This is a genomic window from Synechococcus sp. L2F (assembly GCF_024345695.1).
GTDB lineage: Bacteria > Cyanobacteriota > Cyanobacteriia > PCC-6307 > Cyanobiaceae > MW101C3.
Window position 1 is genome coordinate 345872 of sequence record NZ_JAGQBP010000002.1, and the last position, 16031, is coordinate 361902.

Sequence of the window (16031 nt, forward strand, 5' to 3'; positions counted from 1 at the left end):
TTTCCCACAGGGCCTCAGGCGCCAGGCCCCCAGCGGCTCGCGCGCCAGGGCCCGGGCGGCTCAGGGACGCCGGTAGAACGGACGTCGCACCACCACCGCCGGCTCCTGGCGGCCGCGGATCTCCACCGTCAGCGCCGTGCCGGGCCGGGCCGCGTCGGCGGGTACATAGGCAAGCGCGATCGCCTCGGCAAGCGTGGGCGACCAGGTGCCGCTGGTGACCTCGCCCACCACCTGGCCGTCGCGCAGCACCGGGTAGCCATGGCGGGCGATCGCCCGGCCCTGCAACTTCAGGCCCACCAAGCGGCGGCTCACCCCTGTGGCGGTCTGGCGTTCGAGCACATCGCGGCCGATGAACGCCGCCGGCATCTCCAGGTGCACCAGCCAGCCCAGCGAGGCCTCCAGGGGGGAGGTGGTGGCGTCCATGTCGTTGCCGTAGAGGTGCATGGCCGCCTCCAGGCGCAGGGTGTCGCGAGCACCGAGCCCGCAGGGGGTCACCCCTTCGGCCAGCAGTTGCTGCCACAGGGACTGGCCGGGGCCGGCCGCCAGCAGCAGCTCGAAGCCGTCTTCGCCGGTGTAGCCGGTGCGGCCCACGAACGCCATGGCGCCACGTGCTGCCCCCGCCGCACTGCCCGCCAACGGCAACGTGCGGTGGCCGAAACGGGGCAGGCCGGTCAGATCGGCGCCGCTGAGGGCGGCCAGCCGGGCTTCGGCCTCCGGGCCCTGCAGGGCCAGCAGCACCCCCTCCCCCTTGCGGTCGGCCACGACGATCCCGTGTGGTTCCAGCTGGGAACGCAGCCAGGTAGTGTCTGCCTCGGCGCAGGCGGCGTTGATCACCAGCACCAGCACATCGGCGTCGCCCTCCGGCCCGGGCTGGCGCCCGCAGTCGTAGACGATCAGGTCGTCGCGGATGCCGCCGGCCGCATTGAGCAGCACCGTGTAGCAGGCCTCGCCAGGGCCGATGCGGTGCAGATCGCTGGGCACCAGCGCCTGGAGGGCGTCCTTGACGCCGTCCCCCCGCAGGGTCAGCACCCCCATGTGGGAGATGTCGAAGACACCACAGTGCTGGCGCACGGCCTGGTGCTCCGCCACCAGCCCCGAAAACTGCACCGCCATCTCCCAGCCGGCGAAGGGCACCATGCGCCCACCGGCTCCGCGGCAGGCGTCGGCCAGGGGCGTGTGCCTGAGGGGAGCGGCGGGCACGGAGGGATCGGCCATGGGCTGTCGCCTCGCCAGGGAAAGAAGTGGCGCGATCCTATGGAGACGCGTCTGCAAATCCGAAGACTTCCCGCTGGTTCGGTTCTTTCTCTGTTAATGCGCTGCAGCAGTCATTACCTTGAGGAACCAAAAATCGGCCAGCAATGGGCCAGCGTTCCTCCTGCCGCAGCTGTCGGCACTGCAGCCCCCCCAGCGCTGAGGCCATGGGCTGGTGCCATCTGCGCCGCCTGGAGATCCATCAGGAGCTGGCCTCTGATCTCTGGTGCCACCACTGGACGGCACGCAGCCCGCGGCTGCCCGTGTCAGAAATTCTTCCCTACAGCCATCCACACCCCGGGGCGGCACCGACCATCCGCCAACTGGCCCTCACCGACCTGCTGCCCGCTTCGGTGTAGCCGAGCACATTCCGGCGGTTTCACGCTTGATTGCGTGTGAGTTGACGTTACGATCTTGGGCTGTCACTGCTGCCAGCAACGGCCTGCGCCGCTTCTGAAAGGGTGGCTCTTTCCCCCGATTTCAGGAGGTAGATGATTGCTCACTCTTGCCAGCACGACCCCGGTTGACCTGATGGCCCGACAGGTGGACGGAGACATCCTCACGCTCCCCACCGGATCTTCGATTTTCAAACGCGGTGACACCGCCAGTGCCATCTACGCCGTCCGCAAAGGGATCGTTGAGTTGATCGATCCCAGCGGCGAGCGGCTCTGTTACCGCCCCGGCGAACTGTTCAGTTACCAGGACATCGTCTGGCGGGGGGGCTTCTTCCGCAACGAGGCCCTGGCACGCACCCCGGTGGAGCTGGTGCGACTCGGTCGCCTGCGCTTCCTCAACCTGCTCCACAACCACCCCACCCTGGCGGTGGTGTTGATCGGTCAGCAGCACGAGAGATTGCGCGAGCAACGCACCAGCGGCTCCTATTGCTACTGACCCGCACTGGGGCGTTCGCGCCCCAGCAGCAGCAGCAGGCTGCGGGTCACCTTGGCGGCCAGCACGGCGCTGCAGCCGCTGGGGTCAAGCATCGGCGCCAGTTCCACCACATCGGCCGCCACCAGATCGTGGTGGCGCAGCTCCTCCAGCAGGGCGGCGAAGTGGCCCCAGAGGAAGCCGCCTGGTTCCGGTGTGCCGGTGCCCGCCATCACGGCCGGATCGAACCAGTCAAGGTCGACGGTGAGATAAAGCGGCCGGCCGCGCAGCGGCTGCAGCGCCGCGGCCAGATCCGCTTGCAACAGCTCCGGTGCCAGGCCGCAACCGCCGGCGCGGCCCACCAGGCGGCCGGTGCGGCGCAGCTCGCTGAACTCCTCGCGTGTGCCGCTGCGGATGGCGATCTGGCGCAGCACGCCGCTGGGAAGCACCTCCAGACAGCGGCGCATGGCGCAGGCATGGCTGTGGCGCGTGCCCAGCCAGCTGTCACGCAGATCGGCGTGGGCATCGAGCTGCACCATCACCAGATCCGGATGGCGGCTGGCCACCGCCGCCACCGCGCCGCTGCTGATCGAATGCTCGCCGCCCAGCATCAGCGGGCGCAGTCCGTGCGCCAGCACCGCCTCGGTAGCCTGGCGCACGGCCGCCACCACCGGCTCGGGCGCTCCGAAGGGAATGTCCACGGCGCCGAGATCGGCGAAGGCCAGATCCTCCAGATCCAGGTCCAGCTGCGGGTCGTAGGTTTCCAGCCCGCTGCTCACCTCCCGGATCGCCGCCGGCCCGAAGCGGGTGCCGGGGCGGAAGGAGGTGGTGCCGTCGTAGGGCACGCCGAACAGGCCGACGCGGCAGCCAGCCGGATCCCGCCGGGCCGCCATGAAGATCGCCCCCTCGGTGGCGAAGAGCTCGGCAGCGGAAGGCTCGCCGCTGGAAGGGTCGGCGGCGGACAGCTCGATGGGAGAGGCGTTGCTCATGCCTGCAGCTCCCGTTCGATCGCGGCAGGTACCGCCTCGAAGGCACCGGCCTGCCAGCGGGGGCTCCAGATCGAGCAGCCCTCGGCCACGGACGCGGCGCGCTCCGGCAGGGCCCGGCGGTAGCGGGGCCCGTCGTTGGCAGCGAAGGTCCAGCTCCACCAGCCGCTGGGGTACATGGGCACCCAGCCATAGAGAGGATCGGCATGGCCGAACACCTCCCGCAGCAGCCGCACCGTGGCCACGTGCACGGCGCGGAAGGCCTCGGGCGATTCGCTCTGGGTGGCGAACACGCCACCGGGCCGCAGCAGGCGGCGGCAGTGCTCGAAGAAGGCGCGGTTGAACAGACCCTCGGCAGGGCCGGCCGGGTCGGAGCCATCCACGATCACCACGTCGTAGCTGGCAGTGGCGGCGGCGGCCACCCAGGCGATGCCGTCGCCGATGGTGAGCCGGAAGCGGGGGTCGCTCCAGGCGCCGCCCCCCAACCCAGGCAGATGCTGCCGGCAGAGCTCCACCACCTCCCCGTCGATCTCGACCATGTCGAGCTGCACCACGCCCGGGTGGCGCAGGCATTCGCGGGCCGTGCCGCCATCGCCGCCACCGATCACCAGCACCCGCTCGATCCGCTCAGCGGCGCAGAGGGCGGGGTGCACAAGCGGTTCGTGGTAGTGCCGTTCCTGCCGCTCGGCCGTCATCCAGCAGCCGTCGAGCAGCAGGGCCTTGCCGTAGGTGCGGCTGTCGATCACGGTGATGCGCTGAAACGCACTGGAGCGCTCCACCAGCACCTCGGCCTCCAGGCCGTAGCGAACGCCCTGGTGGATCTCATCCACCCAGCCGGGGCCGGCAGCCGCGCTGGAACTGGGCGTGGGATCGAAGACGACGGGATCGGGCATCGCACAGCGGAGCATTGCTTCCCAGCTAAGCGTTCCGTGGCGGTGTCGCGGCGCACCTGGCCGCCCGGCGCCCCCTGCCGGGTTCTGGCAGCCTGGGGCCATGGCTTCTGATCTGACCGTGACAGCGTCGGTGCGGATTCCGGCCGCCGAACTGAGCTGGCGCTTCTCGCGCTCAGGCGGCCCGGGGGGGCAGAGCGTGAACACCACCGATTCGCGGGTGGAGCTGGTGTTCGCCCTGGCCGCGTCGAGTGCGCTCACGCCCGTGCTGCGCCAGCGGGCCCTGCGCCGGCTGGAGGGGCGCCTGGTGGATGGGGTGCTGGTGATTGCCGCCTCCGAACACCGCTCGCAATGGCTGAACCGCCAGGCCGCCGAACGCCGGCTGGTGAGGCTGCTGGCGGAGGCGATCGCCCCACCGCCGCCGCCCCGTCGCCCCACCCGGCCGGGCCGCGGGGCCGTGGAGCGACGGCTCACGGCCAAGCGGCTGCGCAGCGCCATCAAGGGCCAGCGCCGTTCCCGCCAGGGGCTCAGCGACGACTGAGACGCCAGCGGCTTCAGCTGTCCTGGGCGGCGCGGATCTGCGCCTTGGCCTGCTGCCACAGCCCCTCCAGCCGTTCGATGCTCTGGCCACTGAGGTCCCCGCCCAGGGCCGCTTCCACGCGGGAGAAACGGTCGAGGAAGCGGCGGTTGGTGCCCGCCAGGCCCTCGTCGGGATCGAGCCCGCACCAGCGGGCCACATTCACCAGCGTGAAGATCACATCGCCCAGCTCCGATTCGGCATGGGCGCGATCGCCGCTGGCCACCGCCTCGCGCAACTCGGCCAGTTCCTCTTCCACCTTGGCCCACACGCCCGCCATGCTTTCCCACTCGAAGCCGGCGGCGGCGGCCTTGCGCGAGAGGGTCATGGCGCCGGCCAGCGCCGGCTGACCACGCAGCTTGCGGGCCAGGCGGGCACTGAGCGGCGCCGAGCCGGGCTGGCCGGTAAACGGCTCACCAGTGTTGGGCTCACTGCTGGCGGCAGCGACCTGCTCTTGTTGCCGGTGGTGCTCCTGTTCCTGCTCCTCGGCCTTGATCGCCTCCCAGCTGCGGCGCACGGCGACACTGTCGCCGGCCAGGCCCCGGTTGGCCTCAGCCGCGGCGGCGAACACATGGGGATGGCGGCGCACCAGCTTGTGGCGCAGGTCGCGAGCGATCGCGGCCAGATCGAAGCGCCCGGCCTCGCTGGCGATCTGCGCATGCAGCAGCACCTGCAGCAGCAGGTCGCCCAGTTCCTCCTGCAGGTGGGCGTCGTCGCCATGGCGGATGGCGTCGGCCACCTCGTGGGCCTCCTCCAGCACGTAGGGGATCAAGGAGCTGTGGGTCTGCTCCAGGTCCCAGGGGCAGCCCTGCACGGGATCGCGCAGGCGCTCCACCACGGCGATCAGAGCCGCGACTTCACGCGATGCGCTGGGATCGGATTCAGCTGGCATGGCGAGGCATGAGGGGGGCGCAGCGCCCTTGCCCCTCACCGTCTCACGGACCGGGCGCTGACGCCGCGCGGGCGTCGGCGCCGGGGGCGCCAGCGGCGCGGCAGCCGCACATCGGGGTCGCCGTCCTGGAGCAGATGCAGCCAGCTGCTGGCTTCCAGCCCGGCCAGGCCCACCAGCACCAGCGGGCCGTGGACGCTCCACAACGTCTGCAGTCCAGCGGCGAGTGTGCGCGGGGAGGGGGCGCCGAAGGGCTGCAGCAGCAGGCTGAGCACCAGCAGCCACACCGCCAGGTAGGCCAGGCGCAGGGCGGTGCCCAGCAGCGGACCGTGGGAGGCGATCGAGCGGTGCCGCAGGCAGCGGCGATAGGGATACCAGAGCACCGCCAGCGGCCCCCAGCGGCGCAGCGGCCGCGAGACGGTGTCGAGGTCGGGGGACAGCCACAAGCCCCCCACCAGGAAACCGCTGCAGCCGCTCACCACCCCGGCCAGACCGAGCCACGGCCACCACAGCAGCCCGAAGGGCACGCATAGCCAGCAGATGGCGCGGTCGTGGCTGCGGCCACTGGCCATCGAGGTGCGGGCGCCGGATGGTTGCCAGCATGGGGGGTGACACGGCCAGAATGCGCACCTGGGGCGATTAGCTCAGCGGTAGAGCGCCTGCCTTACAAGCAGGATGTCGCTGGTTCGAAACCGGCATCGCCCATCCATAAGACCCAGTCCAGCACAGGCTTTTTGACCGTGAAGCCGGAGGGCCGCCCTAGCGTTGTCGAGCCTTTTAGAGCAAAAATGCGCAAAGTTCTGTGCTAACAGAACCCAGTCCACGACTGGTCGGCATTTTTGGCTCCACGATCGACCATCCCCGTTTGGGTCCGTGACCTTCGCTCGCTGATCAAGAGGGAGCACGGCCAAGGATGGAGCCTGAGCGAGCAGAGCGGTTCCGTGAAGCTGACGCGCCGCTTTCCAGATGGAGCAAGAAGCAGCGTTCAGCTGGATCTGCCCTAGCGCAACACCAGTGCGACAGCCGTGCTCACCCAGCTGCAGCGCATCCGGCATCGAATGGACGACGCCGGACTCGGACTAGCAGAAGCCGCATCAACCGTCCACCCGGAAACCACCGCGTCAACAGAAGCCGCAGCAACGATCGTGTGGCCGAAATTCGTGCAGGCCTTTGAGAAGCACAAGACCATCGACACCGGCGACCTAAAGCCGACCACAAGGCTTATCAGCACGGAATCATTGAGCTCAAAGCTCAGTTAGAAGAATTCAGGGTAGGCCTCGGGGATCAAGATGCAGACCGAAAAGGGGCTGCTAGTTCTATCGACGGGGAGTTTTGCAAATCCTACGTTTATCCGGCTTGCCCCGAGTTGAATATGGTTGCAACCAGCAGTCCCATCCATGGCTGAAGCATCTCACGCCTGAACCTTACCTTCATGCCCCTCCGTTAACGCCTGGCAGGTCCCGTTGGTGCAGGTCCCGATGGGACCTGCATTCGTAATCCGGGACCAGCGCTAAAAGCTTCGGAACGCTTCTGCCAGCACTCAAGGCATGTGGCCACCACCGACCACCCTCATCTCATGCTCTACAGAAGCGACCTTCGGCTCCTCGCGAACGTAGCCGCTTTCGAAGGGGCGCGTCGTCATTGATGCTCAACTTGCCTCTACGAATCCCGCCAGCCCGACCCATCAGGTTCTCTCGGTTCTACCACTAGGTGGTTGGGCTGTCCCAGTCGATCAATTCCGCGCCAACGAGGTCCTGCTTGAAACGCAGCCTCTCGTTCCCAAGCCACGACAGCTGAACCGTTGCCTGCCGAAAATCAGCGTTGGAAGCGTGTTGGCAGCAATACGTCCACCACAGCAACCTGTGCTGTGTTCTGGTGCCTGTCACCCAGGCCAACACGATCGCAGGTAGCAGTGCCCAGATCACAGCCGTTCCTACAGAACCCCGCCGGCCACTGCCCTCGCCTCTAACCCGCCATCCCGTCCGGCTCCTGCGCGGATGTGTGCCCGTCAGTGTTCCCACGCCCCGGTGGGCTCCACCCGCAAGCCTAAGGAGGCCGAGCCCGAACCGCCCGGCCTCCTTAGGCTTGGGTCCTGGGTAAGGCATGGATGCATCCTTTGCTCAGGGCACTTCTCAAGCAACGGCGACTTCCCTCTCGGTGGCAGCGGCGACGCCCGTGGTCTCTGCTGCACTCCTGGTGGAAAGACGAGCGGCACTCGCTCACCCGGGACAAAGCCCGCCTGCCCGGCCTGGCCGCCCTGCTGCTGCTCACCCCGCTGCTCGGCCTCGAGATCGCCCGGCGCAGTGACAACATCAGGATTGAAAAAGACACCCAGCGCCGCGAACAGCTGGAGGTGGTGATGGCGGCGCTGCTGAGCGTCAAGCGCACCGTCTTCGACTGGGGCCACTGGGACGACGCCTACGAGTTCGCCGCCGGCCGCAATCCCGGCTTCGTCAGCCTCGACGTGGCCAACACCTCTCTGTTCGATGGCGAGGCCCGCATGGTGATCTTCGGCCCCGGCGGCAAGACCCTGCTCGCCTACAGCCGCGGCATCCGCCGCGGCCATGGGGCCACCACCAACAGCCATGGAGTCGGTGGCGGTGTGCCGCAGGAGCTGATCCGCTGCGCCCGCGATCAGCTTCCCGCCCTGGTCACGCTGAACAGCTTCCGCCGCCTCGCTTGCCCCAGCGACGACGGCCAGCTCTACGTGGGTGTGATCACGCCTCTCACCGATAACGCCAGCCTGCGGCCCGCCCGCGGCGCCCTGGTGTTGTTCGAACCGTTGCTCAAATCCGACTACGGCCCCAACCTCAGCGGCAGCCTCAGCCAGTTCGGGGAGGCCGTGCAGTTCATGGCTCAGGACGACGCCACCGCGGCCGCCCGCGCCGGTGTCGAACTGGTGGATCCGCCAATCCACTCCAACGATCGCCAGCGGCTCGGCCTGCGCCGGCAACCGGTGCTGCCCATCGTGGCCCGCTCACTGGCCGACGATCTTCTGCTAATCCTTGCCATCGTCGCCGGGCTGCTCGCCTTCCGCATCCTCCTGGTGCTGGAGCGGCGGCGGCAGAAGGTGCAGCAGTGCAAGGTGGAGCGCCGCGCCGCCCAGCGCATCCGCCGGGCCTGCCGCGACCTCGACGCCCTGCTGGAGGGGGTGGGGAAGGGGCCCGAGGGCCTCCCCGATGGGCCCTCCGAAACGCACGTGCTGGCGCGGCTGATCCACAGCGGAATAGAAACCGCCCCAGACAGCGATCCGCTCCTGTTCCCCGAGCACGATGCGGCGACCATGGAGTTGAGGCTCGCCGAGGTGGCGGACCGCTTTCAGCATTTTCTGCGGTCGGCCCGCTCGCTCGCTCTGTTCGATTCGCTCACCCAGCTGCCCAATCGTCGCTACTTCATCGAGCAGCTTCAGATCGAAGTGCAGCGGGCCCACCGCAGCCGCCAGGCCTCCGCGATCCTGTTCGTGGATGTCGACAAGTTCAAGAACATCAACGACACCTACGGCCACGATGCCGGCGATGCCGCCCTGGTGATCACCGCCCAGCGGCTCCGGGATCAGATCCGCGGCGGTGATTTCCTCGCCCGCTACGGCGGTGACGAGTTCGCCATCCTCATGGCCCCGTACGCCGGTCCCGACCTCTCCGGCGGCGACCTGCGCAGCCAGGCCCGCCTGTTGGCCCAGCGGGTGGCCAAGGCCTTCGAAGCCAGCTTTCAGCTGGCAGGGGTCTCGATCGAGATCAGCCTCAGCATCGGCATCGCCACGGTGGAGCCCGACGAAAGCGACATCGAGGCGTGCATCAAGCGCTCCGACATCGCCATGTACCAGGCGAAGCAGCACAAGCACAGCCGCATCTCCATCTTCGAAGCCAACGCCGCCACCACCGAGCTCGACGACTACAGCCTCTATTCCGACCTGATGCGGGCCCTGCGCCAGGGTGAGCTGCGCATGCTGTTCCAGCCGATCGTCGATGGCTCCGACACCATCCACGGCGTGGAAGCCTTGGCCCGCTGGCACCACCCCCAGCAGGGCGATGTTGCACCGGAGGTGTTCATCGCCCTGGCGGAGCGCTACCGCCAAATGGACATCCTCGGCGAGGAACTGCTGCGCCTTGCGATCGAGGGCTTCGTGCGCCTGCGCCAGCAGCTCGGCCCGGAGCTCCAGCTCGCCGTCAACGTCACCCCGTCGCAGCTCTCGCACCCCAACATTGTGCATCGGCTGCTGGGCCTGCTCGCCTGGGAGGGGATCCCCTTCCACCTCCTCACTTTGGAGATCACCGAACGCTCGGCGCTGGAGTCCACCGACACCGTGGCTGGCAACATCCGCCTGCTCCAGGACCAGGGGGTGCGCCTGGCCCTCGACGACTTCGGCACCGGGTATTCCTCGCTCAACCTGCTCATCACCCTCAAGCCCAACGGCCTCAAGATCGACAAATCATTCGTGACGGCGATGCACGTCAACCCCTTCGCCAATCAGATCGTCACCATGATCGCCGGCCTGGCCAGCCGCATGGAGCTTGATCTGGTGGCGGAAGGGGTCGACAACCCCGACACCCTGGTGTTGCTGCAGAACCTCGGCCTGCGCTTCTTTCAAGGCTTCCTTTACTGCAGTCCCCTCTCGGTCGAGGGCGTCCTGGCCCGCTACAGCAGCGGATCGGGTTCACAGGCGGCGCTCTCCGGCGGGCCGCCGTCAGGGCCGGCGTAACGCCCCAGCCGCACCAGCCCCAGGGGCAGGGCCATCACCCTTGGCGCGTTTCATCCCTAGGCATCAGCGCTGGCCAGCGTCCAGCAGGCGGTCGATCTGGTCGAGGCCGTCGTCGAGGGGGGCGATGGCCTCCGCCATGGCGGCATCGGTGGCCGCGCTGCTGGGCCAGTGCTGGTCCACCAGCCGCTGCAGGTGCCGCAGGCCGCCGTCCACCTGCTCCAACCGGGTGGACAGCGCCACCAGCCGCGCCTCCCGCTCGTCCATCCCCAGCCGGGCGGCGTCGAGGTTGCGGCGGAGCTGGTCCACCAGCCGCTGCCGCTCCGGCCGCAGGGTGGCCGAGCACTCGCGCTGCAGGGCCTCCTCCTCCCGGGCCAGGCGGGCGGAGAGATCGTCCACCGAGAGCAGCACGCCGGCGCCTGATTCCAGCAGGGGCCGACGCTGATCGATGCGCTCGGGCAGCCCCCGCAGGCGCTCGCAGCAGAGCTGCACCAGGCCGAGGGCCTCCAGGTGGGCGAGATCCTGAAAGCGGGCCATGGCCTCGCGGCTCACCAGATCGGCCTGGCTGGCGAGCTGCCCGGCCCGGGCCACGGCGGCCTCAATGCCGGCGCTTACCCGCCGATCGCTCAGGCGGGCGCCACGGCGGCGGCGCCGATCCCGCAGCAGGGCCAGGACCCAGCCAGAGGGCAGCGCCACCACCAGGACGAGCGGCAGACCCAGGGGCGTGAGGCGCACCAGGGCCACCAGCAGCACCCCGGCCAGGGCCACGGCGAGCGGGTCGTCGAGCGGATTGACCCAGCTATGGGCCCAAACAGCGGAACGGCGAGCCATCAGAAAGCCAGCTGCAGGTCTTCCATCCGGCGCAGGATGCTCTCCGGCGTGCCCTCCACGAACTCGCCGCCGTTGCTCTCGGCGATCCGGCGCAATGCCGTGGAGTCGTATTCGCCGCTGCGGCCGTAGCCGATGGTGAACACGCCGATGCGTTCATCGCCGCCGAAGCCGCTGCGCCGCAGTTGCTCCTGGAGATCCTGCAGCGGCAGGCGCGAACCGGAGTCGATGCCATCGGTGAGCACCACCACGGCGAGGATCTCGCCGCTGCGGCGGGTGCGACGCAGCCAGTCGCGGCCCGCCAGCACCGCGTCGTGCAGGCGGGTGCCGCCCTCGGCCAGCAGGGAGCCCACGAACACGGCTGCCTTGCCGGCGTCCTGGGTACCGCCCCGCAGCACTACCGGGTCCCGCACCTCGCTGTCGAAATCGATGAGGCCCACCATGTCGCGGGGGCCGAGCTGGGCGAGGTAGGCCTGCAGGCTGCGCTGGGCAGAAGCCAGCTTGGTGCCCTCCATCGAGCCGGAGCTGTCCACCACCAGAGCCACCCGCGAGGGCTTCTTCACCAGATCCCGCCAGGTGGTGATCATTGCCTCCACCACCTCCGGCCGCGGGGCGCGCAGGGAGTCGTAGGTGGCGCGGGGATCGGCGCCGTTGGCGGCGGTGACGCGGCTGGCGGGCACGGCAGGACTGGCGGGCCGCAGTCCCTGCTCGGCGGCGAGCTGCTGCAGGGCGGGCTGTTGCAGGCGGTCGACCAGCAGCAGCGCCGCCTCCCGCTCCCGGGCCGACACCCAGGGAGCGGCGGGAAGGATGGCGCGCATGGTGCTCGAGTAGGTGGCCTGGGGGTACACCGCCACCAGGCCGTCCTGGCCGGGTTCGCGGCGGCTGTTGGCGGCCACCACCGAGGATTCGTACACCGAGCCCACCGAGGCCCAGAACAGCCCGTTGCGCTGCATCGCCCGGGCCAGCTCGTCGGTGGAGCTGCCGTAGCGGGTCACGTGCTTCTGAATCGCAGCCACGGCCGGGGCGGCGGCACGCACGTCGTCGAGCCCCAGCTGCTCGGGCCGCTTGCCCGACACCTCGGCGAACATCGCCACCAGAGTCTGCAGGCCGGAGTTGGAGCGGGTGGGGGCGGTGTGCACGAAGCGAATCGGCTGGGGAGGACCCGCCGGATCGAGCTGTCGGTGGTCGCTGGAGCGGGCGAGGGATTGGAAGGGATCGGCGCGGCGCAGACCCTGGGCCAGGGCGGGGGTGGTCATCAGCACCATCGGGCTGGTGGCCAGAGCCGTGGCATCGGCGGTGGGGGGAATCAGCTCCCGCTGGGGCGCCAGGGCCTGCAGCCGGTGGCGCAGCAGCTCCAGATAGATCTCTCCATCCACCGACACCAGGGTGGGGATGCGGGGGTCGTCCGCGGCCGTGCCGCCCTGGAGTGCGGCACGGGCGTGGCCCTCCATCTCACTCACCACATCGCCGCTGCCGGCGGAACGGCAGCGCAGCAGCACGCGAGTGCCGTCGGCCAGGCGCGGGGGATCATGCTCGATCGCCTGGGCGGCGGCAGTGCAGAAGCCATCGAGCGCACTGCCCACCAGCATGGTGATCTCCAGGCCTGGCCCCCCTGGCAACAGCCCGCAGCCCGGTAGCAGGGAGAACAGCGCCAGCAGCCCCGGCAGGGCGGAGCGTCCGCCGGGAAGGGGCAGCCGTGGGGATTCCGCTGGCGCCATGACGAGCCCCTGGTTCTCCGTATTCTTGAGGCTCGGGAAGCGCCTGTCAGCGCCCTCCCCGCCTTCCCGCCGAGAGCTCACGGTGCTTGCGATCACCCGCCGCCGTTGCCTCTCCCTGGCGATCGGTGCTGCGGCCTTGGTGCTGGCCGCCGCGCCCCTGCCCGGGCTGCGGCGGCCGCTGCTGGTGGCGGTGGGCTCGGAGCTGGAGGAGCCGATGCGCCGGCTGGAACCGCTGTTCGAGCGCCGCCATCCCCGCATCGACCTGCGCTGGCAGGTGCAGGGCGCCCAGGACATGGTGAACCGCAACCTCGAGGGTGACCCCGAGCGGGCGCGGGTGCTGATTCCGGCCAACAAGGACCAGCTGGAGGCGTTCGCGGCCGCGAGCGACGCCCAGGGCGATCCCCGCCCGTTTCTGGAGGCACCCCGCCCGATCGCCCGCACCGTAATGGTGGCGGTGGTGTGGCCGGAGCGGGCGGAGCGGCTGTTCCCGGGCGGTCGCTTCTCCTGGGAGGCCCTGCGCCGGGCCGTCGCGGCGGGGCAGTGGTCGGCCCTGGGGGCTCCGGCGGCATGGGGCAGCTTCGACCTGCGCACGACCGATCCGCTGCGCTCCAATTCCGGCCAGATGCTGCTGGCGCTGTGGAGCCTCGATCAGCCGGGGCAGGCCTCGGTGGGGGCGCTGAAGCGGGCCGTGTACCGCCCGGCCCGCTCCACCGACATCCTGCTGCGGGAATTCATCAGCGCCGGCCCCAACGACGGCGACGTGGCCCTGGTGTATGAGTCCACCGCCCTGCTGCGGGCCGCCGAGGCGGAGCAGCGGCGGCCGGGGGGCTACCGCCTGCTGGTACCCGATCCCACGATCGAGATGACGCTGGCGGCCGCCGTGCTGCGGGGCGAGGGGGTGGGCGGCGGCGGCGAGGGCAAGCGCTTCGTGGCCTTCCTCACCGGCCCGGAAGGGCAGGCGGTGCTGCGGGAGAGCGGCTTCCGTGCTCCGAACGGCAGCGGAGGCAGCGCCGAGGGCGAACGGGTGCGGCGCCTGCCCAGCCCCGGGCGGGCTGACGTGGAGGAACTGCTGCGCCAGTGGCAGCAGGCGGGCTGAGGAGGCTGGGCGAAAGGGGCGGGGGCAGGGGGCCGGTCCCAGGTCCCGAGGGTGGGCAACCCGGCTGGGCGCCGCTGGCCAGCTGAGCGCTGCTCAGCCAGGGGTTGTGTCGTGGATCACCGCTGCCCCGGTGCGGCCCTGTCGAAGGTGAGGTGGCGATCAGCCCCCGCTCCGCCCCTATTCGCAAGTCACTCAAGTGCCAGGCCGGCCATCTGGAGCACATTCTTGCCGGCATTGATGCTCTTATCCACTACGGTGGCTGGCCGCTGGCTGCAAGAAGACACTGGTGCTAAAAGCTCTTGGCGAGGAGCAAACTGGGACTCCAGCGGAGAACTCTCTACCACTCAGGTAGCAGAAGCTGCTCCGATCGAATCGTGAACCACATAGACGCTTCTCTCAGGTCAACTGTTGATTGCGAGGCTAGGTTCAATGTCGAATTCGAAGCCCTTGTCTGAATCGAGTCAGCATGTGGTAGATCTCTAGATCAGTCACGGGTGATGGGTTCACCCGTGTGGATCGGTTGAGCCACGTCCCCTCCAGTGAAGGAGCAGGCCTGAAGGATCAAGTGAGAGTCTGTCGCTACCGTCATGGTCATCAGCCAGAGATGATCGATGCCGAAAGGGTTCATCGGACTCGAGCCAACCGTACGTTCTGGCAGCGTCATCGCAATCGCATGGGTGGAGCTCGCCTTGATCGGCCAAGGAGTGATCCCAAGGATGTCGAAGAAGAGAAGGGGCAATCTCTTGATGATCAACTTGGGGATCATGCTGTCAGTGACAGCGTCGCACAAGGGAAGCAGCGGGCTGAATGGGGACTGATTCACAAGCAACTAGCTGTCACAAAACAATCAAACGTTTGATTGTCTGCACTGGTGAGGAACAATGACAAGCTGGCAGAGTGTCTCTCTATCCGCGTTGGCTTCTTGGCGCAGCTGGTGATGCCGATGAAGCCATCAGAAGAGTCGAGTATCGACCCCTGAGCAATCAAACAGCTGCAGCCTGAGGATCGCTCGGAGGTGAGTCAGTCTTCCCCGGTGTGAGACAGGGGAGGGGTCGTTGTTCCTCAACAAACCCAAGACCAACCGCTTGAGGGCTTTCCACTGTAAAAGCCAGCGTGTCTAAACAATGGTCAACGCCACTGTTTCCCTATCCCAGCATAACGTCAGAGACCAAACTTGGCGGCAGCCTGCTGCTTGCAGATTGTCTTGGCATTGCTGATGCTCACACGTTGGTGCACCTGATCAACGACACAGGTGCACGTGTACGTAGCCAGACCGGCGGGTGCTGGCTTGCCCGAAAGGGCAACTTCAGCGTTGACGGCATTGGTGCAGTAGTGCATGATCAGGTCATCTTCCATATTCTGCGCATGGGCGCCGCAGGGGAAGCAGGCAAGGGTGCCGCAGCTGATGGCCGCGAGAGCAAGCAACCGGGCTGATGCCATCACTGATCAGATTGGAGGCTGGTGAACGTAGCTTACAGGCATTGACAGATCTGAGCGAAAGCCTGGGCTCGTGGGGTGATGTGCCTACAACTCACAATGCCGGAAGACCGGAGGCCCCCACACATTGAGTTCAGCGGCAAGGCTCTGATGCAGGGAAGCTGTGTATGAAATCCGTGCATGCATGTTGTGTATAGATTCTGTGCATGGATTCAGTGCATGGAATCAAGGCGCACTGTCTGCCGATGCTGCCGGTGTGATTGGGCACTCCTCGCAACATGTCTGTGCGGCGCTGGGAACCAACGACAAGGCGCGGCATCATCAGGCAATAGGTGGCTGGATGATGGAGAAGGCTCACACACGGGAAGCCGATGGGAGGCGCGCCAGAACAAGCGGCATCACAGCAAACAGCACCAGCATGGCCAGATAGACACCACCAGAAACTGGATCCCGGCTGGCTACATACTCGCCAAGCGTGCGCTCCTGAATGGCAACTGCAAGCAAGACCTCGGCGCCAACCAACAGACCCAGCGCAAGACATCCAGCCCCCAGGCGGATCATGGCACTGGCGGGAAGACGAAAACGCCAGATGATCAGGCGGGCCGACACCACAATGGCCACGAACATGAACGGCATTTCAATGAGCTCCGCCGTCCGTTCACCAAGGCGCGGCACAAGCAGTGTCACTCGAATCACGCCCAGCACAAAGCCCACACCGAACACCAATACGAAGTAGGTGATTCCAGCCTTGATGGTTCGAAAGGGGAGACGATCCATCAATCCATCAGTGGTAGCG

General features: G+C 68.0%; 16 protein-coding genes and 1 tRNA gene. 8 read left to right on the top strand and 9 right to left on the bottom strand.

All coding sequences use genetic code 11. From position 1 onward, the window contains the following. Positions 1-60: 60 nt before the first annotated feature. Complete coding sequence (gene gcvT / locus KBZ19_RS06630) at positions 61-1215, bottom strand: glycine cleavage system aminomethyltransferase GcvT (RefSeq protein WP_255100323.1); 1155 nt, start codon at positions 1213-1215, stop codon at positions 61-63. Positions 1216-1358: 143 nt separating this feature from the next. Between gcvT and KBZ19_RS06635 the strand changes: the two genes are divergently transcribed. Together KBZ19_RS06635 and KBZ19_RS06640 are read left to right on the top strand one after the other, a co-directional pair. After that, complete coding sequence (locus tag KBZ19_RS06635; protein ID WP_094514442.1) at positions 1359-1610, top strand: hypothetical protein; 252 nt, start codon at positions 1359-1361, stop codon at positions 1608-1610. A 172-nt stretch (positions 1611-1782) separates the two neighbouring features. Then, positions 1783-2142 carry a Crp/Fnr family transcriptional regulator gene (locus KBZ19_RS06640; RefSeq protein ID WP_094514594.1) on the top strand — a complete coding sequence of 120 codons (360 nt, stop codon included), beginning with the start codon at positions 1783-1785 and terminating at the stop codon, positions 2140-2142. Here the strand turns inward: KBZ19_RS06640 and speB are convergent. Together speB and speE are read right to left on the bottom strand one after the other, a co-directional pair. Beyond that, positions 2136-3011: an agmatinase gene (speB, locus tag KBZ19_RS06645; RefSeq protein ID WP_233133127.1), complete on the bottom strand. Its 876-nt coding sequence runs from the start codon at positions 3009-3011 to the stop codon at positions 2136-2138. The genes KBZ19_RS06640 and speB overlap by 7 nt on opposite strands. A 92-nt stretch (positions 3012-3103) precedes the next feature. Continuing rightward, the gene (gene speE, locus KBZ19_RS06650) at positions 3104-3997 is read right to left on the bottom strand and encodes a polyamine aminopropyltransferase (protein ID WP_255100324.1); all 894 of its coding nucleotides are present in this window, start codon (positions 3995-3997) and stop codon (positions 3104-3106) included. Positions 3998-4097: 100 nt separating this feature from the next. On the opposite strand from speE, the gene arfB reads away from it, so the two are divergent. Continuing rightward, positions 4098-4535 (top strand): alternative ribosome rescue aminoacyl-tRNA hydrolase ArfB, encoded by a 438-nt coding sequence (arfB, locus tag KBZ19_RS06655; RefSeq protein ID WP_255100325.1) that lies wholly within the window; start codon positions 4098-4100, stop codon positions 4533-4535. Positions 4536-4548: 13 nt separating this feature from the next. On the opposite strand, the gene mazG is transcribed toward arfB, so the two are convergent. Together mazG and KBZ19_RS06665 are read right to left on the bottom strand one after the other, a co-directional pair. Continuing rightward, positions 4549-5463 carry a nucleoside triphosphate pyrophosphohydrolase gene (mazG, locus tag KBZ19_RS06660; protein WP_255100326.1) on the bottom strand — a complete coding sequence of 305 codons (915 nt, stop codon included), beginning with the start codon at positions 5461-5463 and terminating at the stop codon, positions 4549-4551. 35 nt (positions 5464-5498) lie between these two features. Next, positions 5499-6032: a metal-binding protein gene (locus tag KBZ19_RS06665; protein ID WP_255100327.1), complete on the bottom strand. Its 534-nt coding sequence runs from the start codon at positions 6030-6032 to the stop codon at positions 5499-5501. A gap of 61 nt (positions 6033-6093) precedes the next feature. Between KBZ19_RS06665 and KBZ19_RS06670 the strand changes: the two genes are divergently transcribed. From KBZ19_RS06670 to KBZ19_RS06680, 3 genes are all read left to right on the top strand, one after another. Then, positions 6094-6165, top strand: a tRNA-Val gene (locus tag KBZ19_RS06670). Positions 6166-6518: 353 nt separating this feature from the next. Continuing rightward, positions 6519-6719 carry a hypothetical protein gene (locus tag KBZ19_RS06675; RefSeq protein WP_255100328.1) on the top strand — a complete coding sequence of 67 codons (201 nt, stop codon included), beginning with the start codon at positions 6519-6521 and terminating at the stop codon, positions 6717-6719. Between the two features lie 857 nt (positions 6720-7576). Next, the gene (locus KBZ19_RS06680; RefSeq protein WP_255100329.1) at positions 7577-10159 is read left to right on the top strand and encodes an EAL domain-containing protein; all 2583 of its coding nucleotides are present in this window, start codon (positions 7577-7579) and stop codon (positions 10157-10159) included. Between the two features lie 63 nt (positions 10160-10222). Here the strand turns inward: KBZ19_RS06680 and KBZ19_RS06685 are convergent, their stop codons facing one another. Further along, positions 10223-10987: a hypothetical protein gene (locus KBZ19_RS06685; protein ID WP_255100330.1), complete on the bottom strand. Its 765-nt coding sequence runs from the start codon at positions 10985-10987 to the stop codon at positions 10223-10225. After that, the gene (locus KBZ19_RS06690) at positions 10987-12702 is read right to left on the bottom strand and encodes a VWA domain-containing protein (RefSeq protein ID WP_255100331.1); all 1716 of its coding nucleotides are present in this window, start codon (positions 12700-12702) and stop codon (positions 10987-10989) included. Before KBZ19_RS06690 ends, KBZ19_RS06685 begins: the two co-directional genes overlap by 1 nt. 25 nt (positions 12703-12727) lie before the next feature. Between KBZ19_RS06690 and KBZ19_RS06695 the strand changes: the two genes are divergently transcribed. After that, the gene (locus KBZ19_RS06695) at positions 12728-13798 is read left to right on the top strand and encodes a substrate-binding domain-containing protein (protein WP_255100332.1); all 1071 of its coding nucleotides are present in this window, start codon (positions 12728-12730) and stop codon (positions 13796-13798) included. Positions 13799-14282: 484 nt separating this feature from the next. Here KBZ19_RS06695 and KBZ19_RS06700 read toward each other — a convergent pair whose 3' ends face one another. Beyond that, positions 14283-14564 carry a hypothetical protein gene (locus KBZ19_RS06700; protein WP_255100333.1) on the bottom strand — a complete coding sequence of 94 codons (282 nt, stop codon included), beginning with the start codon at positions 14562-14564 and terminating at the stop codon, positions 14283-14285. A 347-nt stretch (positions 14565-14911) separates the two neighbouring features. Between KBZ19_RS06700 and KBZ19_RS06705 the strand changes: the two genes are divergently transcribed. Then, complete coding sequence (locus tag KBZ19_RS06705) at positions 14912-15232, top strand: hypothetical protein (RefSeq protein WP_255100334.1); 321 nt, start codon at positions 14912-14914, stop codon at positions 15230-15232. A gap of 357 nt (positions 15233-15589) precedes the next feature. Here the strand turns inward: KBZ19_RS06705 and KBZ19_RS06710 are convergent, their stop codons facing one another. Beyond that, positions 15590-16012, bottom strand: coding sequence for a hypothetical protein (locus KBZ19_RS06710; RefSeq protein WP_094511489.1), 423 nt, complete (start codon positions 16010-16012; stop codon positions 15590-15592). Positions 16013-16031: the final 19 nt, after the last annotated feature.